We start from the raw sequence: 17,283 nt of genomic DNA on the forward strand, positions 1-17,283 counted from the left end.
TCAACATTTGCAACTGGAGTGCTAAATGAGCTTTTTTATCTCTAATGCCATGGCTGACGCTGCTGCACCTGCGGCAGGCCCGATGGGCGGCGGCTTTGAGTGGATTTTCCTGGTCGGTTTCCTGGTCATCTTCTACCTGATGATCTGGCGTCCACAGGCCAAGCGCGCCAAAGAGCAGAAGAACCTGCTGAGCAGCCTGCAAAAAGGTGACGAAGTTGTGACCACCGGTGGTATCGCCGGCAAAATCACCAAAGTGTCCGACGACTTCGTGGTTCTGGAAGTGTCCGACACTGTTGAAATGAAGTTCCAGAAAGGCGCCATCGCCGCCACGCTGCCAAAAGGCACGCTCAAAGCGATCTAAGTTACAACTTCTACTCAATCGACGGGGCGCGCAAGGCGCCCCGCGTCATAAGCGGGCGGCGTGATGCTGAACAAATACCCTCTGTGGAAATACATTCTGATCCTGGCGGTGCTGGCGGTCGGTCTGATTTATTCCGCTCCCAATCTATATCCTGATGACCCGGCCATTCAGGTCAGCGGTGCAAGCACTGCGCTGCAAGTCAATCAGGCTGATCTGGACCGTGTGAGCACCGCGCTCAAGGAATCCGGGATCAACGTCAAGGCGGCCACGCTGGCGGCAAACGGCAAGGGCGGTCTGATTCGCCTGGTCAAGGCTGAAGACCAGTTGCCAGCCAAAGACGTTGTGCGCAAGGCATTGGGCGATGACTACGTCGTTGCACTGAACCTGGCGCAAACCACCCCGCAATGGCTGCGCAGCCTGGGCGCGCACCCGATGAAGCTGGGTCTGGACTTGTCCGGTGGTGTGCACTTCCTGCTGGAAGTGGACATGGACAAAGCCCTCGACGCACGCCTGAAAGTCTACGAAGGCGATGTGAAGAGCCTGTTGCGCAAAGAGAAACTGCGCTATCGCAGCCTGCCGCAACTGGGCGGTGCCATTCAGCTGGGCTTCACTGATGAAGACTCCCGCGAACAGGCCCGTGCGCTGATCCGCAAGAACTTCAACGATTTCGACATTGTTCCGGCCGACCTCAATGGCCAACCGGTACTGCGTCTGGCGATGACCCCGGCCAAGCTGGCGGAAATCCGTGAATACTCCATCAAGCAGAACTTGACCACGGTACGTAACCGCGTCAACGAGCTGGGTGTTGCCGAACCTATCGTTCAGCGCCAGGGCGCCAACCGCATCGTGGTTGAGCTGCCGGGCGTGCAAGACACCGCAGAAGCCAAGCGTATCCTCGGCAAGACGGCCAACCTGGAGTTCCGTCTGGCGGCTGAGCCTGGCGCTTCGAAAGCCACTTCCGAGGAATTCGAGTTCCGTGAAGGCAAGCGTCCTCCGGCGCTTATCGAGCGTGGCCTGATCATCACCGGTGACCAGGTGACTGACGCCAAGGCGGGCTTCGGCGAGCACGGTACGCCAGAAGTGAACATCCGTCTGGATGGCCACGGTGGCGAGCTGATGAGTCGTGCGACTCGCAGCAACGTCGGTCGCAGCATGGCGGTGATCTTCATCGAACAGCGTCCGGTCACCACTTACGTCAAGCAAGTGGTCAACGGCGTCGAGAAAGACGTGCCGGTCCAGACGTTCAAGGAAGAGAAGAAGATCATCAGCCTGGCGACCATCCAGTCGCCGCTGGGTGCCCAGTTCCGCATCACTGGCCTGAACGGCCAGGGCGAATCGTCCGAGCTGGCGCTGCTGCTGCGTGCCGGTGGTCTGGCGGCTCCGATGTACTTCGCTGAAGAGCGCACCATTGGCCCAAGCCTGGGTGCCGACAACATCACCAAAGGTATCGATGCATCGTTGTGGGGCATGCTGTTTGTCTCGCTATTCATCATGGCTATCTACCGCTTCTTCGGCCTCATCGCCACCGTTGCGCTGGCGGTGAACATGGTGATGCTGCTGGCCTTGATGTCGCTGCTGGGTGCAACGCTGACCCTGCCAGGTATCGCCGGTATCGTATTGACCATGGGTATGGCGGTCGACGCCAACGTACTGATCTTCTCGCGGATACGCGAAGAGATCGCGGCCGGCATGACCATTCAACGGGCAATCAACGAAGGCTTCGGCCGGGCATTCACCGCGATTCTCGACGCCAACCTGACAACCTTGTTGGTGGGCGGGATTCTCTTTGCCATGGGCACCGGCCCGGTCAAGGGTTTCGCCGTGACCATGTCCCTCGGGATCTTTACCTCGATGTTCACGGCCATCATGGTGACCCGCGCGATGGTCAACCTGATCTTCGGCGGTCGTGACTTCAAGAAGTTGTGGATTTAAGGGGCTGCCATGTTACGTACAATCAACTTCATGGGCGTTCGCAACTTTGCGTTCGGCGTCACATTGTTCCTTACCGCGCTGGCAATGTTCAGTGTCTTTCATAAGGGCATGAACTGGGGCCTGGACTTCACCGGCGGTACGCTCATCGAGCTGACCTACGAGCGTCCGGCCGATGTCACCAAGGTGCGTGAGCAACTGGCTACAGCCGGTTATCACGAAGCCATCGTGCAGAACTTCGGTGCGACCACCGATCTTCTGGTGCGCATGCCTGGCGAAGACCCGCAACTGGGTCACCAGGTGGCTGAAGCGCTGCAGAAAGTCGGCGGCGACAACCCGGCTCAGGTCAAGCGTGTCGAGTTCGTCGGCCCGCAGGTCGGTGAAGAGCTGCGCGACCAGGGCGGCCTCGGCATGCTGATGGCGCTGGGCGGTATCCTGATCTACCTGGCTTTCCGCTTTCAGTGGAAGTTTGCGGTCGGCGCGATCGTATCCTTGATCCACGACGTGATCGTGACCATCGGTATCCTGTCGTTCTTCCAGATCACCTTCGACCTGACGGTGCTGGCGGCGGTGCTGGCGATCATCGGTTACTCGCTCAACGACACCATCGTGGTATTCGACCGGGTTCGTGAGAACTTCCGTGTCCTGCGCAAGGCCAGCCTGATCGAGAACATCAACATCTCGACCACGCAAACCCTGCTGCGGACCATGGCGACGTCGATCTCCACCTTGCTGGCGATCGCGGCCCTGCTGTTCTTCGGTGGCGACAACCTGTTCGGTTTCTCCATTGCCCTGTTCATCGGTGTTCTGGCAGGTACTTACTCCTCGATCTACATCGCGAACGTGGTGCTGATCTGGCTGAACCTGAACAGCGAAGACCTGATTCCTGTGGCGACGAGCGAGAAGGAAGTCGACGACCGTCCATAACGGTTATCTTTCCTGCTGAAAGCCGAGAAGGCGCGAGTGTTGAACTCGCGCCTTTTTTTATGCTCCAAGGCTGGGAGAAGCGCGGGTTTGTCCCGTCTGTTATAGCCAGGAGGTTCATGTGAACAAGTCGTTGCTGGTTGGTGCGGTATTGGGTGCTGTCGGTGTGACTGCCGGTGGCGCTGTTGCCACCTACAAACTGGTTAAAAGCGGCCCTGAGTATGCGCAAGTGCTGGCCGTTGAACCGGTCAAGACACAAATCAAGACTCCACGTGAAGTGTGCAAGGACGTTACGGTGACCCGGCAAGCACCGGTGAAAGATCAACACCAGATCGCCGGTACGGTGGTCGGCGCCTTGGCTGGCGGCCTGTTGGGCAACCAGATCGGCGGCGGTACAGGCAAGAAAATCGCCACAGTGGCCGGTGCGGTCGGCGGCGGTTATGCGGGTAACAAGGTGCAGGAAGGCATGCAGGAGCGTGACACCTACACCACGACTCAGACTCGCTGCAACACGGTCAATGACATCAGCGACAAGGTCGTAGGCTACGACGTTCGTTATTCGCTGGACGGCAAGGAAGGCAAAGTGCGGATGGATCGCGATCCGGGCAACCAGATTCCGGTCGACAAGGAAGGCAGGCTGATCCTGGGGCAGAACGAACCGGCCAAATAGTGAGCTGAGCGTCCCACACAAAAAGAAGCATCCCGTAAGGGATGCTTTTTTTGTGCCTGAATTTAATGTTCACCATCAACGAGCTATGAAAGACTCTTGTTTTTTCGCAGTCTTACATCTGCCAGTCCTGAGCCCCCATGCCTGCCATCGATCATCCCCTGATAGACCTGTTCCTCGACGCCCTGTGGCTGGAGAAAGGCCTTTCCGATAACACCCGCGATGCCTATCGCAGCGACCTGGCCTTGTTCAACGGCTGGTTGCAGGAGAAGGGCCTGGAGCTGATCAACGCCGGGCGCGAGTTGATCCTCGATCACCTGGCCTGGCGCCTGGAGCAAAACTACAAACCCCGTTCTACGGCGCGATTCCTCTCTGGCGTGCGTGGTTTCTATCGCTATTTGTTGCGGGAAAAGCTGATTGCCGTGGATCCGACCCTGCGCGTGGATATGCCGCAGCTGGGTAGGCCATTGCCCAAATCCTTGTCGGAAGCCGATGTGGAAGCCTTGCTGGCCGCGCCGGACCTGAGCGAGGCCATCGGTCAGCGTGATCGCGCCATGCTTGAGGTGCTTTACGCGTGTGGCTTGCGGGTGACGGAGCTGATCAGCCTGACGCTGGAGCAGGTCAACCTGCGCCAAGGTGTGCTGCGGGTGATGGGCAAGGGCAGCAAGGAACGGCTGGTGCCGATGGGCGAGGAGGCGATTGTCTGGGTCGAGCGCTACATGCGCGATGCCCGTGGCGAGCTTCTGGGCGGGCGTCCCAGCGATGTGCTGTTCCCCAGCCTGCGCGGTGAGCAAATGACCCGCCAGACCTTCTGGCATCGCATCAAGCACCAGGCCAAGGTCGCCGGGATCGGCAAGTCGCTGTCGCCGCATACCTTGCGTCATGCCTTCGCCACGCACCTGCTCAACCACGGCGCCGACCTTCGGGTGGTGCAAATGTTGCTCGGCCACAGCGATCTCTCCACCACCCAGATCTATACTCACGTCGCCCGCGCGCGCTTGCAGGATCTGCATGCCAAGCATCACCCCAGAGGCTGACCAATTCGGGATGGTTACAAACCCTGTGGCGAGGGGGCTTGCCCCCGTTCGGCTGCGCAGCAGTCGTCAAGCCTCACGCCTCGGTCCATATGTCGGATAGGGATCGCCAAAGAGGGGCTGCTTCGCAACCCAACGGGGCGGTGCGGCGTTCCGACAAGCCCCCTCGCCACAGGGGCCTTATGTGGTAGGCTTTGCCGGTTTGCACGATGGGCGGTTATGACCCGGTGTTTCGGCACGGGCGTTCTGATCGTCCCATTTGTCCGCCTTCAGGAGTTCTCATGCGTCTGACCCAGATTTTCGCCGCTGCAGCCATTGCGTTGGTCAGCACCTTTGCCGTCGCCGATGACGCGGCCGACAAAGCCATTCGTAAAAGCCTGGAAAACCTCCAGCTCGACGTGCCGGTCGAAACCATCACCGCCAGCCCGCTGCCAGGTCTGTACGAAGTCAAGCTCAAGGGCAGCCGCGTGCTTTACGCCAGCGCCGACGGCCAATACGTCGTTCAGGGCTACCTGTTCCAGCTCAAGGACGGTAAACCGGTCAACCTGACCGAGAAGACCGAACGCCTGGGCATTGCCAAGCTGATCAACGACATTCCAGTGGCGGAAACCGTGGTCTATCCGGCCATCGGCGAAACCAAGTCGCACATCACCGTGTTCACCGACACCACTTGCCCGTATTGCCACAAGCTGCACGCCGAAGTGCCTGAGCTGAACAAGCGCGGCATCGAAGTGCGTTATGTTGCGTTCCCGCGCCAGGGCCTGGGCTCGCCGGGTGACGAGCAACTGCAAGCCGTGTGGTGCTCCAAAGACAAAAAAGCCGCCATGGACAAAATGGTCGATGGCAAGGAAATCAAGGCCGCCAAGTGCGATAACCCGGTTTCCAGGCAGTTTGCCCTCGGTCAGTCGATTGGCGTGAACGGTACACCGGCCATCGTTTTGGCTGACGGTCAGGTCATTCCGGGCTACCAGCCTGCGCCACAAGTCGCCAAACTGGCACTGGGCGCGAAGTAAATTCGCATCGTCACGGCCAGCCTTTGACGAGCGTGGTCCGGCGGCAGCATTTGCCGGGCCATCAATAGAGAGCCGCGAACCTGCGGCTGTTTTCACGGCCGGCCTCGAGTCGGCCGTTTTATGGGGAGTTCACAGTGAAACCGGTCAAAGTAGGCATCTGTGGGTTAGGGACCGTCGGTGGCGGTACCTTCAACGTACTTCAGCGCAACGCCGAGGAAATTGCTCGTCGTGCCGGGCGTGGAATCGAAGTGGCACAAATTGCCATGCGCACGCCAAAGCCTCAGTTCCAGACGACCGGTATTGCGATTACCAACGATGTCTTCGAAGTGGCCACGAACCCTGAGATCGACATCGTCATAGAGCTGATGGGCGGCTATACCGTTGCCCGCGAGCTGGTACTCAAGGCCATCGAGAATGGCAAGCATGTGGTCACCGCGAACAAGGCACTGATTGCCGTTCACGGTAATGAAATTTTCGCCAAGGCTCGCGAGAAGGGCGTGATCGTTGCGTTCGAAGCGGCCGTGGCCGGCGGTATCCCGGTGATCAAGGCGATCCGTGAAGGCCTGTCCGCCAACCGCATCAACTGGGTGGCCGGCATCATCAACGGCACCGGTAACTTCATCCTTACCGAAATGCGTGAAAAAGGCCGGACCTTCGAAGACGTGCTGGCCGAAGCGCAAGCCCTGGGTTACGCCGAAGCCGACCCGACGTTCGACGTCGAAGGCATCGACGCAGCCCACAAGCTGACGATCCTGGCGTCCATCGCGTTCGGCATTCCGCTGCAATTCGACAAGGCCTACACCGAAGGCATCACCAAGCTGACCACCGCTGACGTGAACTACGCCGAAGCGCTGGGCTATCGCATCAAGCACCTGGGCGTGGCGCGCAGCACCGCGGCCGGTATCGAGTTGCGCGTGCACCCGACGCTGATCCCGGCCGATCGCCTGATCGCCAACGTCAACGGCGTGATGAACGCGGTGATGGTCAACGGTGATGCTGCCGGTTCGACCCTGTTCTACGGCGCTGGCGCCGGCATGGAACCGACCGCTTCGTCGGTAATCGCCGACCTGGTGGACGTGGTTCGCGCCATGACCTCTGACCCGGAAAACCGTGTACCGCACCTGGCCTTCCAGCCGGATTCGCTGTCGGCCCACCCGATCCTGCCGATCGAAGCCTGCGAAAGCGCTTACTACCTGCGCATTCAGGCCAAGGACCATCCGGGCGTGTTGGCCCAGGTGGCGAGCATCCTGTCGGAGCGCGGCATCAACATCGAATCGATCATGCAGAAGGAAGTCGAGGAACACGACGGCCTGGTGCCGATGATCCTGCTGACCCATCGCGTGCTGGAACAGCACATCAACGATGCGATCGCTGCCCTGGAAGCCCTGGCGGGCGTGGTCGGTCCGGTTGTACGGATCCGCGTCGAGCACCTGAACTAAGCCGTTATCGTTCACCGGGCCCGCGTGCGGGCCCGGGTTTGCGAACACTGTCTATTGGAGCCAGTCATGCGTTATATCAGTACCCGCGGCCAGGCACCGGCCCTGAATTTCGAAGACGTCCTGCTGGCCGGTCTAGCCACCGACGGCGGTCTGTACGTCCCGGAAAACCTGCCACGTTTCACTCAGGAAGAAATCGCTTCCTGGGCCGGCCTGCCGTATCACGAACTGGCCTTCCGGGTGATGCGCCCCTTCGTCACCGGCAGCATCCCCGATGCCGATTTCAAAAAGATTCTTGAAGAAACCTATGGCGTGTTTTCCCACAACGCCGTGGCGCCGTTGCGTCAGCTGAACAGCAACGAATGGGTGCTGGAGCTGTTCCACGGCCCGACCCTGGCGTTCAAGGACTTCGCCCTGCAACTGCTCGGTCGCCTGCTCGACTACGTGCTGGAAAAACGCGGTGAGCGCGTGGTGATCGTCGGCGCTACCTCCGGCGACACCGGTTCGGCGGCCATCGAAGGCTGCAAGCATTGCGAAAACGTCGACATCTTCATCCTGCACCCACACAACCGCGTGTCCGAAGTGCAGCGTCGCCAGATGACCACCATCTTCGGCGAGAACATCCATAACATCGCCATCGAAGGCAACTTCGATGACTGCCAGGAAATGGTCAAGGCGAGCTTCGCCGACCAGAGCTTCCTCAAGGGCACTCGCCTGGTAGCGGTGAACTCGATCAACTGGGCGCGGATCATGGCCCAGATCGTTTATTACTTCCACGCAGCCCTGCAGTTGGGCGGCCCGGCGCGTTCGGTATCGTTCTCGGTGCCGACCGGCAACTTCGGCGATATCTTCGCCGGTTACCTGGCGCGCAACATGGGCCTGCCGATCAACCAGTTGATCGTCGCCACCAACCGCAACGACATCCTGCACCGCTTCATGAGCGGCAATCAGTACGTCAAGGAAACCCTGCACGCCACGCTGTCGCCGTCCATGGACATCATGGTCTCGTCGAACTTCGAACGCCTGCTGTTCGACCTGCACGGTCGTAACGGCGCGGCGATTGCCGGTTTGATGGACACCTTCAAGCAGGGTGGCGGTTTCAGCGTCGAACAGGAGCGCTGGACCGAAGCACGCAAACTGTTCGATTCGCTGGCCGTGGACGACGCCCAAACCTGCGAAACCATTGCCGAAGTCTTCGAGCAAACCGGCGAGCTGCTGGACCCGCACACCGCCATCGGCGTGAAGGCCGCGCGCGAATGCCGTCGCAGCCTGGATATCCCGATGGTGATCCTGGGCACGGCTCATCCGGTCAAATTCCCGGACGCGGTGGAAAAAGCTGGTGTAGGAAAAGCGCTCGAACTACCTGCACATCTTTCTGATTTGTTTGAGCGAGATGAGCGTTGCACCGTGTTGCCGAATGATCTGAAAGCTGTGCAGGCCTTTGTCAGCCAGCATGGCAACCGCGGCAAGCCACTGTAACCGGTAAAAGCTGTCACATTTTGAAGCCCGTCTCCTGACGGGCTTTCTCATTTCTGCATGCCACACTTGTCGGGTTTCGTAAATGAAGAGCCGCCCATGAAGGGCGGGCGAGACGATCACCAAGGAAGTGGCAATGCTGTTTTTTAGAGGGTTTAAACCAGCTGCGTGCTGGATATTTCTGGTCGGCGCCATGAGCGTTGCTCAATGGGGGCTGGCGGCGCAATTGGCGGCTTATGAGCCCCGGGGGGCGGTCGGCGAGGCCGCTATCGGGCTAGACGCTCAGGAGCTGCAATGGATTGCGGAACATCCGACGGTCATCGTCGCGTCGGCGCAGTACCCGTTGTATTTGTTCAAGGATGAGCATGGACACTGGAGCGGGTTGAACAACGATGTGCTCAACCGCATCAGCGCCATGACAGGGCTGACGTTCCTCCATGAAGAGACGTTTTCCACCGATCAGTTGCTGGAGCGGCTGGAAAGCGGCGCGGCAGACATGAGCACCACACTGGCAATGAGTGAGGAGCGCAAGGAGTTCCTGGATTTCAGTCATGCGTTCGGTGGTGCGGGCTGGGTGTTCGTCGGGCGAGCGGGCGCGCCAGCGGTGCAATCCATGCAGCAGCTGTCGAAAAGAGTACTGGTGCTGCCAGCCCGGCATGCGCTGGAGGCGACCATTCGTCGCGACTATCCGTCCATCGAGCTGCGTTCGGTCAAAACCTACGCCGAGGCCAGGGCGCTGGTCGAAAGCGGCGAAGCCTACGCCACCATCGAGAACGAAACCGGGGCGCAACTCTATCCGTCCGGGCAGCTCAAGGTGGGCTCTACGGTAGAGGGTAAATGGGAGGCCGATCATCTGGCGGTACGCAAAGGACAGCCGCAATTGTTGAGCATCCTCAACAAGGCACTCGAAGCGTTTCCGCCTGCCGAGTTACGCGCCATTCGCTTGAAGTGGCTCGATGGCATTGTTCCTGTACAGACGCCTTCGACCTGGCAGCGAGTAACCGAATGGGGCTGTTGGGGCATTTTTTTCGCCAGTGTTTTTGTGCTGCTATCCCTGTTGTGGAACCGACGACTCGCGATGTTGATCCAGCAACGTCGGGACGCCGAAAAAGACCTCAATGACCAGCTCGCCTTCCAGCACGCCTTGATAGACGCCATGCCCGATCCAATGTTCGTGCGTGATCTGGAAGGGCGCTTGATCATGTGCAACAAAAGTTATGAGGAGAGTTTGTCGACCCGTTTCGACCAGATTCAGGGGCGCCGACTGATCGAGCTTGATGTCTTGCCCAAGGAAACCGCCGAGCAACTGCACGCCGAGTTCATGGCCCAGCTGGGTACGCGCAAGACCCGCTTCAGCGAACGTCAGTTGATGTTCAAGGACGGCGTCAGGGACATCTATCAGTGGACGGTGCCGTTTTACAGCGCGGACGGTCAATTGCGAGGGCTGCTGGGCGGATGGACCGATCTGGCCAAGCGGACAAGGCAGGCGTGAAGCGCGATGCCTGTAGCAGCTGCCGAGCCTGCGAGGCTGCGTTCGGCTGCGCAGCAGTCGTAAAACCTGCTTGCAAGGTCTGACTGAAGCACCGCGTGGCCTGGATTCACGACTACTGCGCAGCCGAACGCAGCCTTCGGCAGCTGCTACAAGGAATGCGTCTCGGGTGAAAGGGTTTAAAAGCGGCTGTTTTTTTACTGTCATCTTTTCCGGGCATGCTTTATCCACCAGAGGCGCCGGTGCGCCTGCCGTTGGAATCCAGAACTTTCTTCTCGGGTCTGGGGTCATTTACTGTGGATACGCCCCAGGCACTTTGTTTGCGGACTATTGAGTGGTGATCGAGATGGAAAGTATCAGTCTATTGCTCGGCGAGGCTCTGAGCCCGTACCAAGTCACATTGACCCCATCGGGTGCCCATGGCGAATGCCTGGTGACGCTCAAGAGTGCGACCGGCGCTATCGTGGTCGAACGGCTGTTCAATCAGGCCCAGTTAACCGATAAACGTCTGCTGACGGATGTCGTCGACGGCTTGCACCGCGACGTGCTGATCGCTGAAGGACGCCTGGAGCCCTGTGTCATCGCGGCGTTGCGCAATGCGGCTCAGGACAAGCGCCTGGCCAGCCGAAATTGAAGTGTTTTTTGTGGGAACCTTCCTGCACCAAGGTCAGTCAGACCATGTAACGGCAGGATCAAGCATTGTGCTCCGGTGCTTGTAGCTTGCTGCTACTGGTCTGTAATACAGGCCACGTTTAACCCCGAGTTGTCTCCCCACTTCTCGGGGTTTCTTTTTGCCTGCGATTTGTCATTGCGTGGCCTGATGCTCGAAAAAGGCCCTGGTTTCTTCCAGGTAATCCTTGCGTCTTTGCGGGTCGAGCCAGTCGGCATACAGCGGGGCCAGTTGCTCGCGGGGCAGGGCGCGCAGTAGTCGGTTGATTTCACCGATCGCCTGTCGACCCTGAGGTGTATTCGAGCAACCGATGTACACGGGCATGTAGTTGCCCGTGCCTTTGACCGGGTAGAACTCCAGTTGCTCATCGGCCAGGTTTTCCTGATGGGCCTGATAGCGGATTTCCGGCCAGTAACCCAATACCACCTGCAAACGACCCAAGCGTTGCATCTGCAGCAGGCTGCCGAGGGCGTCATTGCCATAGTGGGGCGTCAGCGCGCCGGCTGGCGCCTGTTGCAGCAGTGTGTCGAGGAACTCGCCGTAACGGCGCTCGGCGATCACACCGACTTTCTGTTGACCGCTGGCCAACAATGCGGCCAGATCGACTTCACCGTTGGAAAGAAACGGCTCCAGCACTGGCCGATCTTCACGTCGGATCACCAACCCATTGCTGACCACCCGGAAGGCCGGAATGGAATACGCGATCCATTGTTCGCGCTCCTTGCTCCAGACCAGCGAGGGATCGCAGGTAAAGGATTCTTCGTGAAGCATTTGCATGCCGCGGGCGCGATTGACCCGTATCAGGGTGTGTTCGTACTGCGGCATACCGGCGATCAGCAGGGGCATCAGTTGGTCGATAACGCCCTGGCCTTTTTTCGGACCTTCGAAGATCGTCAGTGGCGGCAGGTCGCGCAACAGCCAGAACAAATGCTCCTTGGGTTGCGCCAGGGCCGGGGATATCAGGCCCGACAACAGCCCGAGCGCCGCCAGCAGGCGCCCGATGCTGGCGTAATCGAGGACAGATGAAAGCAGGCGATTCAGCTTAAATGGCCCCGTCTTCACGCAGTCGTGCGATCTGTGCCGGGTCGTAGCCCAGATCGTGGAGGACTTGCGCATTGTGTTCACCCAACTGCGGCCCGACCCATTCCGAGGTGCCGGGTGTCTCAGAGAGTTTTGGCACAATGCCGGGCATCTTGAAGTCCTTGCCGTCGGGCAGCTTGGCTTGCAGGAACATTTCCCGGGCCAGGTACTGCGGATCGCTGAACATGTCTTCGGCGCTGAAAATCCGGCTGGCGGGAACGTCAGCCTGGTTCAATTGCTCGATCACTGCGTCCAGCGGCAGTGAGTTGACCCAACGATCGATCACCCCGTAAATCTCGTCGCGACGGCTGTCACGCCCGTCGTTGCTGGCCAGCACTGGGTCGTTGGCCAGGTCCTCGCGGCCGATGATCAGCATGAAACGCTTGAAGATCGCATCGCCGTTGGCGCCGATCTGCACGTGTTTGCCGTCGGCGCTGGTGTGGATGGAGGAGGGCGTGATGCCCGGCATGATGTTGCCGGTGCGTTCGCGGATGAAGCCGAACACGTCGAACTCCGGGACCATGCTTTCCATCATGGCGAAGATCGCTTCATACAGCGCCACGTCCACCACTTGGCCCAAGCCACCGTTGACCTCGCGATGACGCAAGGCCATCAGTGCGCCAATCACGCCCCAGAGCGCGGCAATCGAGTCGCCGATGGAAATCCCGGTGCGCACTGGCGGCCGGTCCTCGAACCCGGTGATGTAGCGCAGGCCGCCCATGGACTCACCGACCGCACCGAAGCCCGGCTGATCTTTCATGGGGCCGGTCTGGCCAAAGCCCGAGAGCCGCACCATCACCAGTTTCGGGTTCAGTGCGTGCAGGACTTCCCAGCTCAGGCCGAGCTTTTCCAGCACGCCGGGGCGAAAATTCTCAATCAGGATGTCCGCTTCACTGAGCAGCTGTTTCAGGATCGCCAGGCCATCGGGGTGTTTCAGGTTCAGGGTCAGGGATTTCTTGTTGCGCGCCTGAACGAACCACCACAGCGAGGTGCCTTCATACAACTTGCGCCATTTGCGCAACGGATCACCGCCGTCCGGTGACTCGATCTTGATCACTTCGGCGCCGAATTCGCCGCAAATACGCGAGGCAAACGGCCCGGCAATCAACGTACCCAATTCGATGACTTTCAGACCCGAGAGCGGTTTATTGGAGAACGGCATGCGAAATCCTGTAGGACAAAGGCTGAGCGAATACAGCGTTTTATCATAGGCCGACATCCATCGCCCAAAGTTGATTCGCCTTCAATTCGTTGATTGCCCTCTTGCATCGGTTAGACTTGCCGCCTTTCCCCGTATCAAGAAGCCCGTTCATGGCCCAGCCGTCCACGACCTACAAGTTTGAACTGAACCTCACCGACCTCGACCGCAGCGTCTACGAGAACGTGAAGCAGACCATCGCCCGTCACCCTTCGGAAACCGAAGAGCGCATGACCGTGCGGCTGCTGGCCTACGCCTTCTGGTACAACGAGCAGTTGTCTTTTGGCCGCGGTCTGTCAGACGTGGATGAACCGGCGCTGTGGGAAAAGAGCCTGGACGACCGTGTCCTGCACTGGATCGAAGTCGGCCAGCCAGACGCCGATCGCCTGACCTGGTGCTCGCGTCGCACCGAACGCACCAGCCTGCTGGCCTACGGCAGCCTGCGTGTCTGGGAAGGCAAAGTGATCCCGGCGATCAAGACCCTGAAAAACGTCAACATCGCCGCCGTGCCCCAGGAAGTGCTGGAAACCCTGGCCAAGGACATGCCGCGCGTTATCAAGTGGGACGTGATGATCAGCGAAGGAACGATTTTCGTCACCGACGACCGTGGTCAGCACGAAGTCCAGTTGCAATGGCTGGCCGGCGAACGCGGCTGATTATTCGCCGCTTGGCAGCGTCACCCGGTTTTATCCTACGTATTCAAGAGAAGCACCTGTCACCCCATGCGCATCGAACCTCGCCTGTTGCCCGACACCCTGCCATTTCTCGGTGATATTCCACCGCTGCTGACCCGCCTTTACGCGGCGCGGGGCGTGCAGTCTGAGGCTGAACTGGACAAGAGCCTGGCGCGGCTGATTCCGTTCCAGCAGCTCAAGGGCATCGAGGCGGCGGTGGATTTGTTGGTGACGGCGCTGGAGCAGCGTCAGCGGATTCTGATCGTCGGCGACTTCGATGCCGATGGCGCGACGGCCAGTACCGTGGGCATGTTGGGGTTACGCCTGCTGGGCGCGGCGCATGTCGACTATCTGGTGCCGAACCGCTTCGAGTACGGCTACGGCCTGACCCCGGAAATCGTCGAAGTGGCGCTGACCCGCGAGCCGCAGTTACTGATCACCGTGGACAACGGCATTTCCAGCGTCGAAGGCGTGGCAGCGGCGAAAAAGGCCGGGCTCAAGGTGCTGGTCACCGATCACCACTTGCCCGGCGACGAGCTGCCGTTGGCCGATGCCATCGTCAATCCGAACCAGCCGGGTTGCGAATTCCCGAGCAAAGCCCTGGCCGGTGTCGGGGTGATTTTCTATGTACTGATGGCCCTGCGCGCGCGCCTGCGCAGCCTGGGCTGGTACGAGAGCAAGCCGCAGCCGAACATTGGCGAATTGCTCGACCTGGTGGCGCTGGGCAGCGTCGCCGACGTGGTGCCGCTGGATGCCAACAACCGGATTCTGGTACATCAGGGCCTGGAGCGAATTCGCGCCGGGCGCGCGCGGCCGGGGATCAAGGCGATCCTTGAAGTGGCCAAGCGTGATCATTCGCGCATCACCTCGACTGACCTGGGCTTTATCCTCGGCCCGCGTCTGAACGCGGCAGGGCGGCTGGATGACATGAGCCTGGGCATCGAGTGCCTGCTCACCGAAGACGCTGGCGCTGCCCGTGAAATGGCGGCTCAGCTGGATGGCATGAACCAGGACCGTAAATCCATCGAGCAGGGCATGCAGCGCGAGGCGCTGGCCCAACTCAAGGATCTGCCGGTGGAATCGATGCCGTTCGGCCTGTGCCTGTTCGATCCCGAGTGGCACCAGGGTGTGATCGGTATCCTCGCCTCGCGTATGAAAGAGCGCTATTTCCGTCCGACCATTGCCTTTGCCGATGCTGGCGACGGCCTGCTCAAAGGCTCGGGGCGTTCGGTTCAGGGCTTTCACATTCGTGATGCCTTGAGCGTGGTCGCGGCGCAGCATCCAAACCTGATCAGCAAATACGGTGGCCATGCCATGGCGGCCGGCCTGACCTTGCCGGAAGCGAATTTTCCGTTGTTCGCCGAAGCTTTCGACGCCGAAGTGCGCAGGCAAATGCGTGAAGAAGACCTGACCGGGCGACTGCTGTCGGACGGCACCCTGGCGGTTGAGGAGTTTCACCTGGAACTGGCTCGCGCCCTGCGCCACGCCGGGCCTTGGGGGCAACACTTCCCGGAGCCGCTGTTTCACGGGGTGTTCCAGTTGGTCGAGCAGCGTGTGGTTGGCGAGCGGCACCTCAAAGTGGTGCTGAAGAGTGAATGCGGCTCGGTGAAGCTGGATGGCATCGCCTTCGGGATCGACCGGGACATCTGGCCGAATCCGACCATCAAGTGGGTCGAATTGGCCTACAAACTCGACCTCAACGAGTTTCGTGGGAACGAGACTGTACAGTTGATGATTGCCCACATCGAACCGCGATAACGGCACGATGCTTTTGTGGCGAGGGAGCTTGCTCCCGCTGGGCTGCGAAGCGGCCCTAAACCTTTAAACGCTTCTTTCCTGTGGTACCGCGTCGGTTGGTTGACGACTGCTGCGCAGCCGAGCGGGAGCAAGCTCCCTCGCCACAGGTATCGCCCAGACCTCAAATTGGCGGTGTTTCATTTCTTGAACCCTCCCTGATCCCGCGATGTCGACTAGGCTCTAAGCACTGCTTGATTATCCTTGTGACGTCTTGTCGAATTTTTTGCCCGCGGGGGCGGGTGCTGCACCTTTTTCCTGTCACTCGTCGACTATTCAAACAGAACCCTGGAGCCTGCCCACTGATTTGAGAGGTGCCCCATGAGTCTGCTGCTTGAACCCTATACCCTTCGTCAATTGACCCTGCTTAACCGCATCGCGGTGTCACCGATGTGCCAGTACTCCAGCGTCGATGGGCTGGCCAATGACTGGCATCTGGTCCATCTCGGCAGCCGCGCGATCGGCGGCGCCGGTCTGGTATTCACCGAAGCCACGGCGGTCACCGCCGACGGGCGTATCACCGCCCAGGACCTTGGCCTCTGGAATGATCAACAGATCGAACCCTTGCAACGTATTACGCGCTTCATTGCCGCTCAGGGCGCCGTTGCCGGCATCCAGTTGGCCCATGCCGGGCGCAAGGCCAGCACGCATCGGCCGTGGCTGGGCAAGCATGGCAGCGTCAAGCCGGAAGACGGCGGCTGGATCCCGGTCGGCCCTTCGCCGATCGCTTTCGACCCCCAGCACACACCACCCAAGCAGCTTAATGAAAGTGAGATCGCCGAGGTCGTCCAGGCTTTCGTCGATTCGGCCAAACGGGCGCTGACCGCCGGTTTCAAAGTGGTCGAAGTGCACGCCGCCCATGGGTATCTGCTGCATCAATTTCTTTCGCCGTTGAGCAATCAACGGCGCGATCAGTACGGTGGCTCATTCGAGAATCGTATTCGGCTGGTGCTGCAAGTCACCGAAGCGGTGCGGGCCGTGTGGCCTGAAGAGTTACCGGTGTTTGTGCGTGTATCGGCCACCGACTGGGTGGAAGACGGTTGGAACCCCGACGAAACCGTGGAGCTGGCGCGACGCTTGAAAGATCTGGGTGTGGACCTGATCGACGTTTCGTCGGGCGGTACGGCGGTAAATGCCGAAATTCCTACAGGGCCCGGTTATCAGACCCGATTTGCTGAGCGGGTACGTAAAGAGTCGGGCATTGCCACCGGCACGGTAGGCATGATTACCGAGCCAGCCCAGGCCGAGCATATTCTGCGTACCTGTCAGGCCGACATTATCTTCCTCGCCCGGGAGTTGTTGCGTGATCCGTATTGGCCGCTGCATGCCGATGACGATCTGGGTGGGCACAAGGCTATCTGGCCGGCGCAATACCAACGGGCCACCCATCGTGACCAGCCGATTCATGAATCGGATTTGCGTGACTGAAAGCCGCTGTAAAACCAAAAAGCCCCGGTCGGGTTGTCCGGGGCTTTTTAACGCCAAAAGATCGCAGCATTCGGCAGCTCCTACATTGCCCGCGTCCGACCGCGATTTTG

Annotated in this window: 15 protein-coding genes; 13 read left to right on the forward strand and 2 right to left on the reverse strand. The window is 59.8% G+C overall.

Translation table 11 applies throughout. From position 1 onward, the window contains the following. The first annotated feature begins 25 nt into the window (after positions 1-25). The 10 genes from yajC (at position 26) to LOY36_RS04920 (ending at position 10,963) form a co-directional block, all read left to right on the forward strand. Positions 26-361 carry a preprotein translocase subunit YajC gene (gene yajC / locus LOY36_RS04875; protein ID WP_007934009.1) on the forward strand — a complete coding sequence of 112 codons (336 nt, stop codon included), beginning with the start codon at positions 26-28 and terminating at the stop codon, positions 359-361. 63 nt (positions 362-424) lie between these two features. Beyond that, entirely contained in the window at positions 425-2,293 is a 1,869-nt protein-coding gene (gene secD, locus LOY36_RS04880) for a protein translocase subunit SecD (protein ID WP_019581634.1), read from the forward strand. 9 nt (positions 2,294-2,302) lie between these two features. Further along, on the forward strand, positions 2,303-3,217 hold the full coding sequence (secF, locus tag LOY36_RS04885; RefSeq protein ID WP_019651851.1) for a protein translocase subunit SecF: 915 nt from the start codon (positions 2,303-2,305) through the stop codon (positions 3,215-3,217). Positions 3,218-3,335: 118 nt separating this feature from the next. Further along, positions 3,336-3,884, forward strand: coding sequence for a glycine zipper 2TM domain-containing protein (locus tag LOY36_RS04890; RefSeq protein WP_019651850.1), 549 nt, complete (start codon positions 3,336-3,338; stop codon positions 3,882-3,884). Between the two features lie 137 nt (positions 3,885-4,021). After that, the gene (gene xerD / locus LOY36_RS04895; protein ID WP_258672439.1) at positions 4,022-4,918 is read left to right on the forward strand and encodes a site-specific tyrosine recombinase XerD; all 897 of its coding nucleotides are present in this window, start codon (positions 4,022-4,024) and stop codon (positions 4,916-4,918) included. A gap of 278 nt (positions 4,919-5,196) precedes the next feature. Next, on the forward strand, positions 5,197-5,928 hold the full coding sequence (locus LOY36_RS04900) for a DsbC family protein (protein WP_019651848.1): 732 nt from the start codon (positions 5,197-5,199) through the stop codon (positions 5,926-5,928). 134 nt (positions 5,929-6,062) lie between these two features. Further along, a complete protein-coding gene (locus LOY36_RS04905) occupies positions 6,063-7,367 on the forward strand; it encodes a homoserine dehydrogenase (RefSeq protein WP_018926703.1) in 1,305 nt (434 codons plus the stop codon). Between the two features lie 66 nt (positions 7,368-7,433). Then, on the forward strand, positions 7,434-8,843 hold the full coding sequence (gene thrC / locus LOY36_RS04910; RefSeq protein ID WP_019651847.1) for a threonine synthase: 1,410 nt from the start codon (positions 7,434-7,436) through the stop codon (positions 8,841-8,843). Positions 8,844-8,976: 133 nt separating this feature from the next. Continuing rightward, positions 8,977-10,332: a transporter substrate-binding domain-containing protein gene (locus LOY36_RS04915; protein WP_258672442.1), complete on the forward strand. Its 1,356-nt coding sequence runs from the start codon at positions 8,977-8,979 to the stop codon at positions 10,330-10,332. A 343-nt stretch (positions 10,333-10,675) separates the two neighbouring features. Next, a complete protein-coding gene (locus tag LOY36_RS04920; RefSeq protein WP_019581629.1) occupies positions 10,676-10,963 on the forward strand; it encodes a DUF3509 domain-containing protein in 288 nt (95 codons plus the stop codon). Positions 10,964-11,134: 171 nt separating this feature from the next. Here the strand turns inward: LOY36_RS04920 and LOY36_RS04925 are convergent, their stop codons facing one another. Then, a complete protein-coding gene (locus tag LOY36_RS04925) occupies positions 11,135-12,061 on the reverse strand; it encodes a TIGR02285 family protein (protein WP_258672444.1) in 927 nt (308 codons plus the stop codon). Beyond that, entirely contained in the window at positions 12,042-13,241 is a 1,200-nt protein-coding gene (locus LOY36_RS04930) for a CaiB/BaiF CoA-transferase family protein (protein WP_019651844.1), read from the reverse strand. The genes LOY36_RS04925 and LOY36_RS04930 overlap by 20 nt, the downstream gene beginning before the upstream one ends. Positions 13,242-13,390: 149 nt before the next feature. On the opposite strand from LOY36_RS04930, the gene LOY36_RS04935 reads away from it, so the two are divergent. From LOY36_RS04935 to LOY36_RS04945, 3 genes are all read left to right on the forward strand, one after another. Beyond that, positions 13,391-13,933: a YaeQ family protein gene (locus LOY36_RS04935; RefSeq protein WP_007940622.1), complete on the forward strand. Its 543-nt coding sequence runs from the start codon at positions 13,391-13,393 to the stop codon at positions 13,931-13,933. Between the two features lie 66 nt (positions 13,934-13,999). Further along, positions 14,000-15,709, forward strand: coding sequence for a single-stranded-DNA-specific exonuclease RecJ (gene recJ / locus LOY36_RS04940; RefSeq protein ID WP_028939499.1), 1,710 nt, complete (start codon positions 14,000-14,002; stop codon positions 15,707-15,709). A 357-nt stretch (positions 15,710-16,066) separates the two neighbouring features. Next, positions 16,067-17,173 (forward strand): NADH:flavin oxidoreductase/NADH oxidase, encoded by a 1,107-nt coding sequence (locus LOY36_RS04945; RefSeq protein ID WP_258672446.1) that lies wholly within the window; start codon positions 16,067-16,069, stop codon positions 17,171-17,173. Positions 17,174-17,283 lie beyond the last annotated feature (110 nt).

Origin of the sequence: Pseudomonas sp. B21-019 (assembly GCF_024749225.1) — a bacterium.
Classification (GTDB): Bacteria; Pseudomonadota; Gammaproteobacteria; order Pseudomonadales; family Pseudomonadaceae; genus Aquipseudomonas.

What these genes read in the sequence shown, in the direction of transcription:
- yajC (WP_007934009.1), top strand. Translation starts at nt 26, where the DNA reads ATGAGCTTTTTTATCTCTAATGCCATGGCTGACGCTGCTGCACCTGCG.
- LOY36_RS04930 (WP_019651844.1), bottom strand. Translation starts at nt 13,241, where the DNA reads ATGCCGTTCTCCAATAAACCGCTCTCGGGTCTGAAAGTCATCGAATTG.
- LOY36_RS04945 (WP_258672446.1), top strand. Translation starts at nt 16,067, where the DNA reads ATGAGTCTGCTGCTTGAACCCTATACCCTTCGTCAATTGACCCTGCTT.
- LOY36_RS04915 (WP_258672442.1), top strand. Translation starts at nt 8,977, where the DNA reads ATGCTGTTTTTTAGAGGGTTTAAACCAGCTGCGTGCTGGATATTTCTG.
- LOY36_RS04920 (WP_019581629.1), top strand. Translation starts at nt 10,676, where the DNA reads ATGGAAAGTATCAGTCTATTGCTCGGCGAGGCTCTGAGCCCGTACCAA.
- xerD (WP_258672439.1), top strand. Translation starts at nt 4,022, where the DNA reads ATGCCTGCCATCGATCATCCCCTGATAGACCTGTTCCTCGACGCCCTG.
- secD (WP_019581634.1), top strand. Translation starts at nt 425, where the DNA reads ATGCTGAACAAATACCCTCTGTGGAAATACATTCTGATCCTGGCGGTG.
- thrC (WP_019651847.1), top strand. Translation starts at nt 7,434, where the DNA reads ATGCGTTATATCAGTACCCGCGGCCAGGCACCGGCCCTGAATTTCGAA.
- secF (WP_019651851.1), top strand. Translation starts at nt 2,303, where the DNA reads ATGTTACGTACAATCAACTTCATGGGCGTTCGCAACTTTGCGTTCGGC.
- LOY36_RS04900 (WP_019651848.1), top strand. Translation starts at nt 5,197, where the DNA reads ATGCGTCTGACCCAGATTTTCGCCGCTGCAGCCATTGCGTTGGTCAGC.
- recJ (WP_028939499.1), top strand. Translation starts at nt 14,000, where the DNA reads ATGCGCATCGAACCTCGCCTGTTGCCCGACACCCTGCCATTTCTCGGT.
- LOY36_RS04935 (WP_007940622.1), top strand. Translation starts at nt 13,391, where the DNA reads ATGGCCCAGCCGTCCACGACCTACAAGTTTGAACTGAACCTCACCGAC.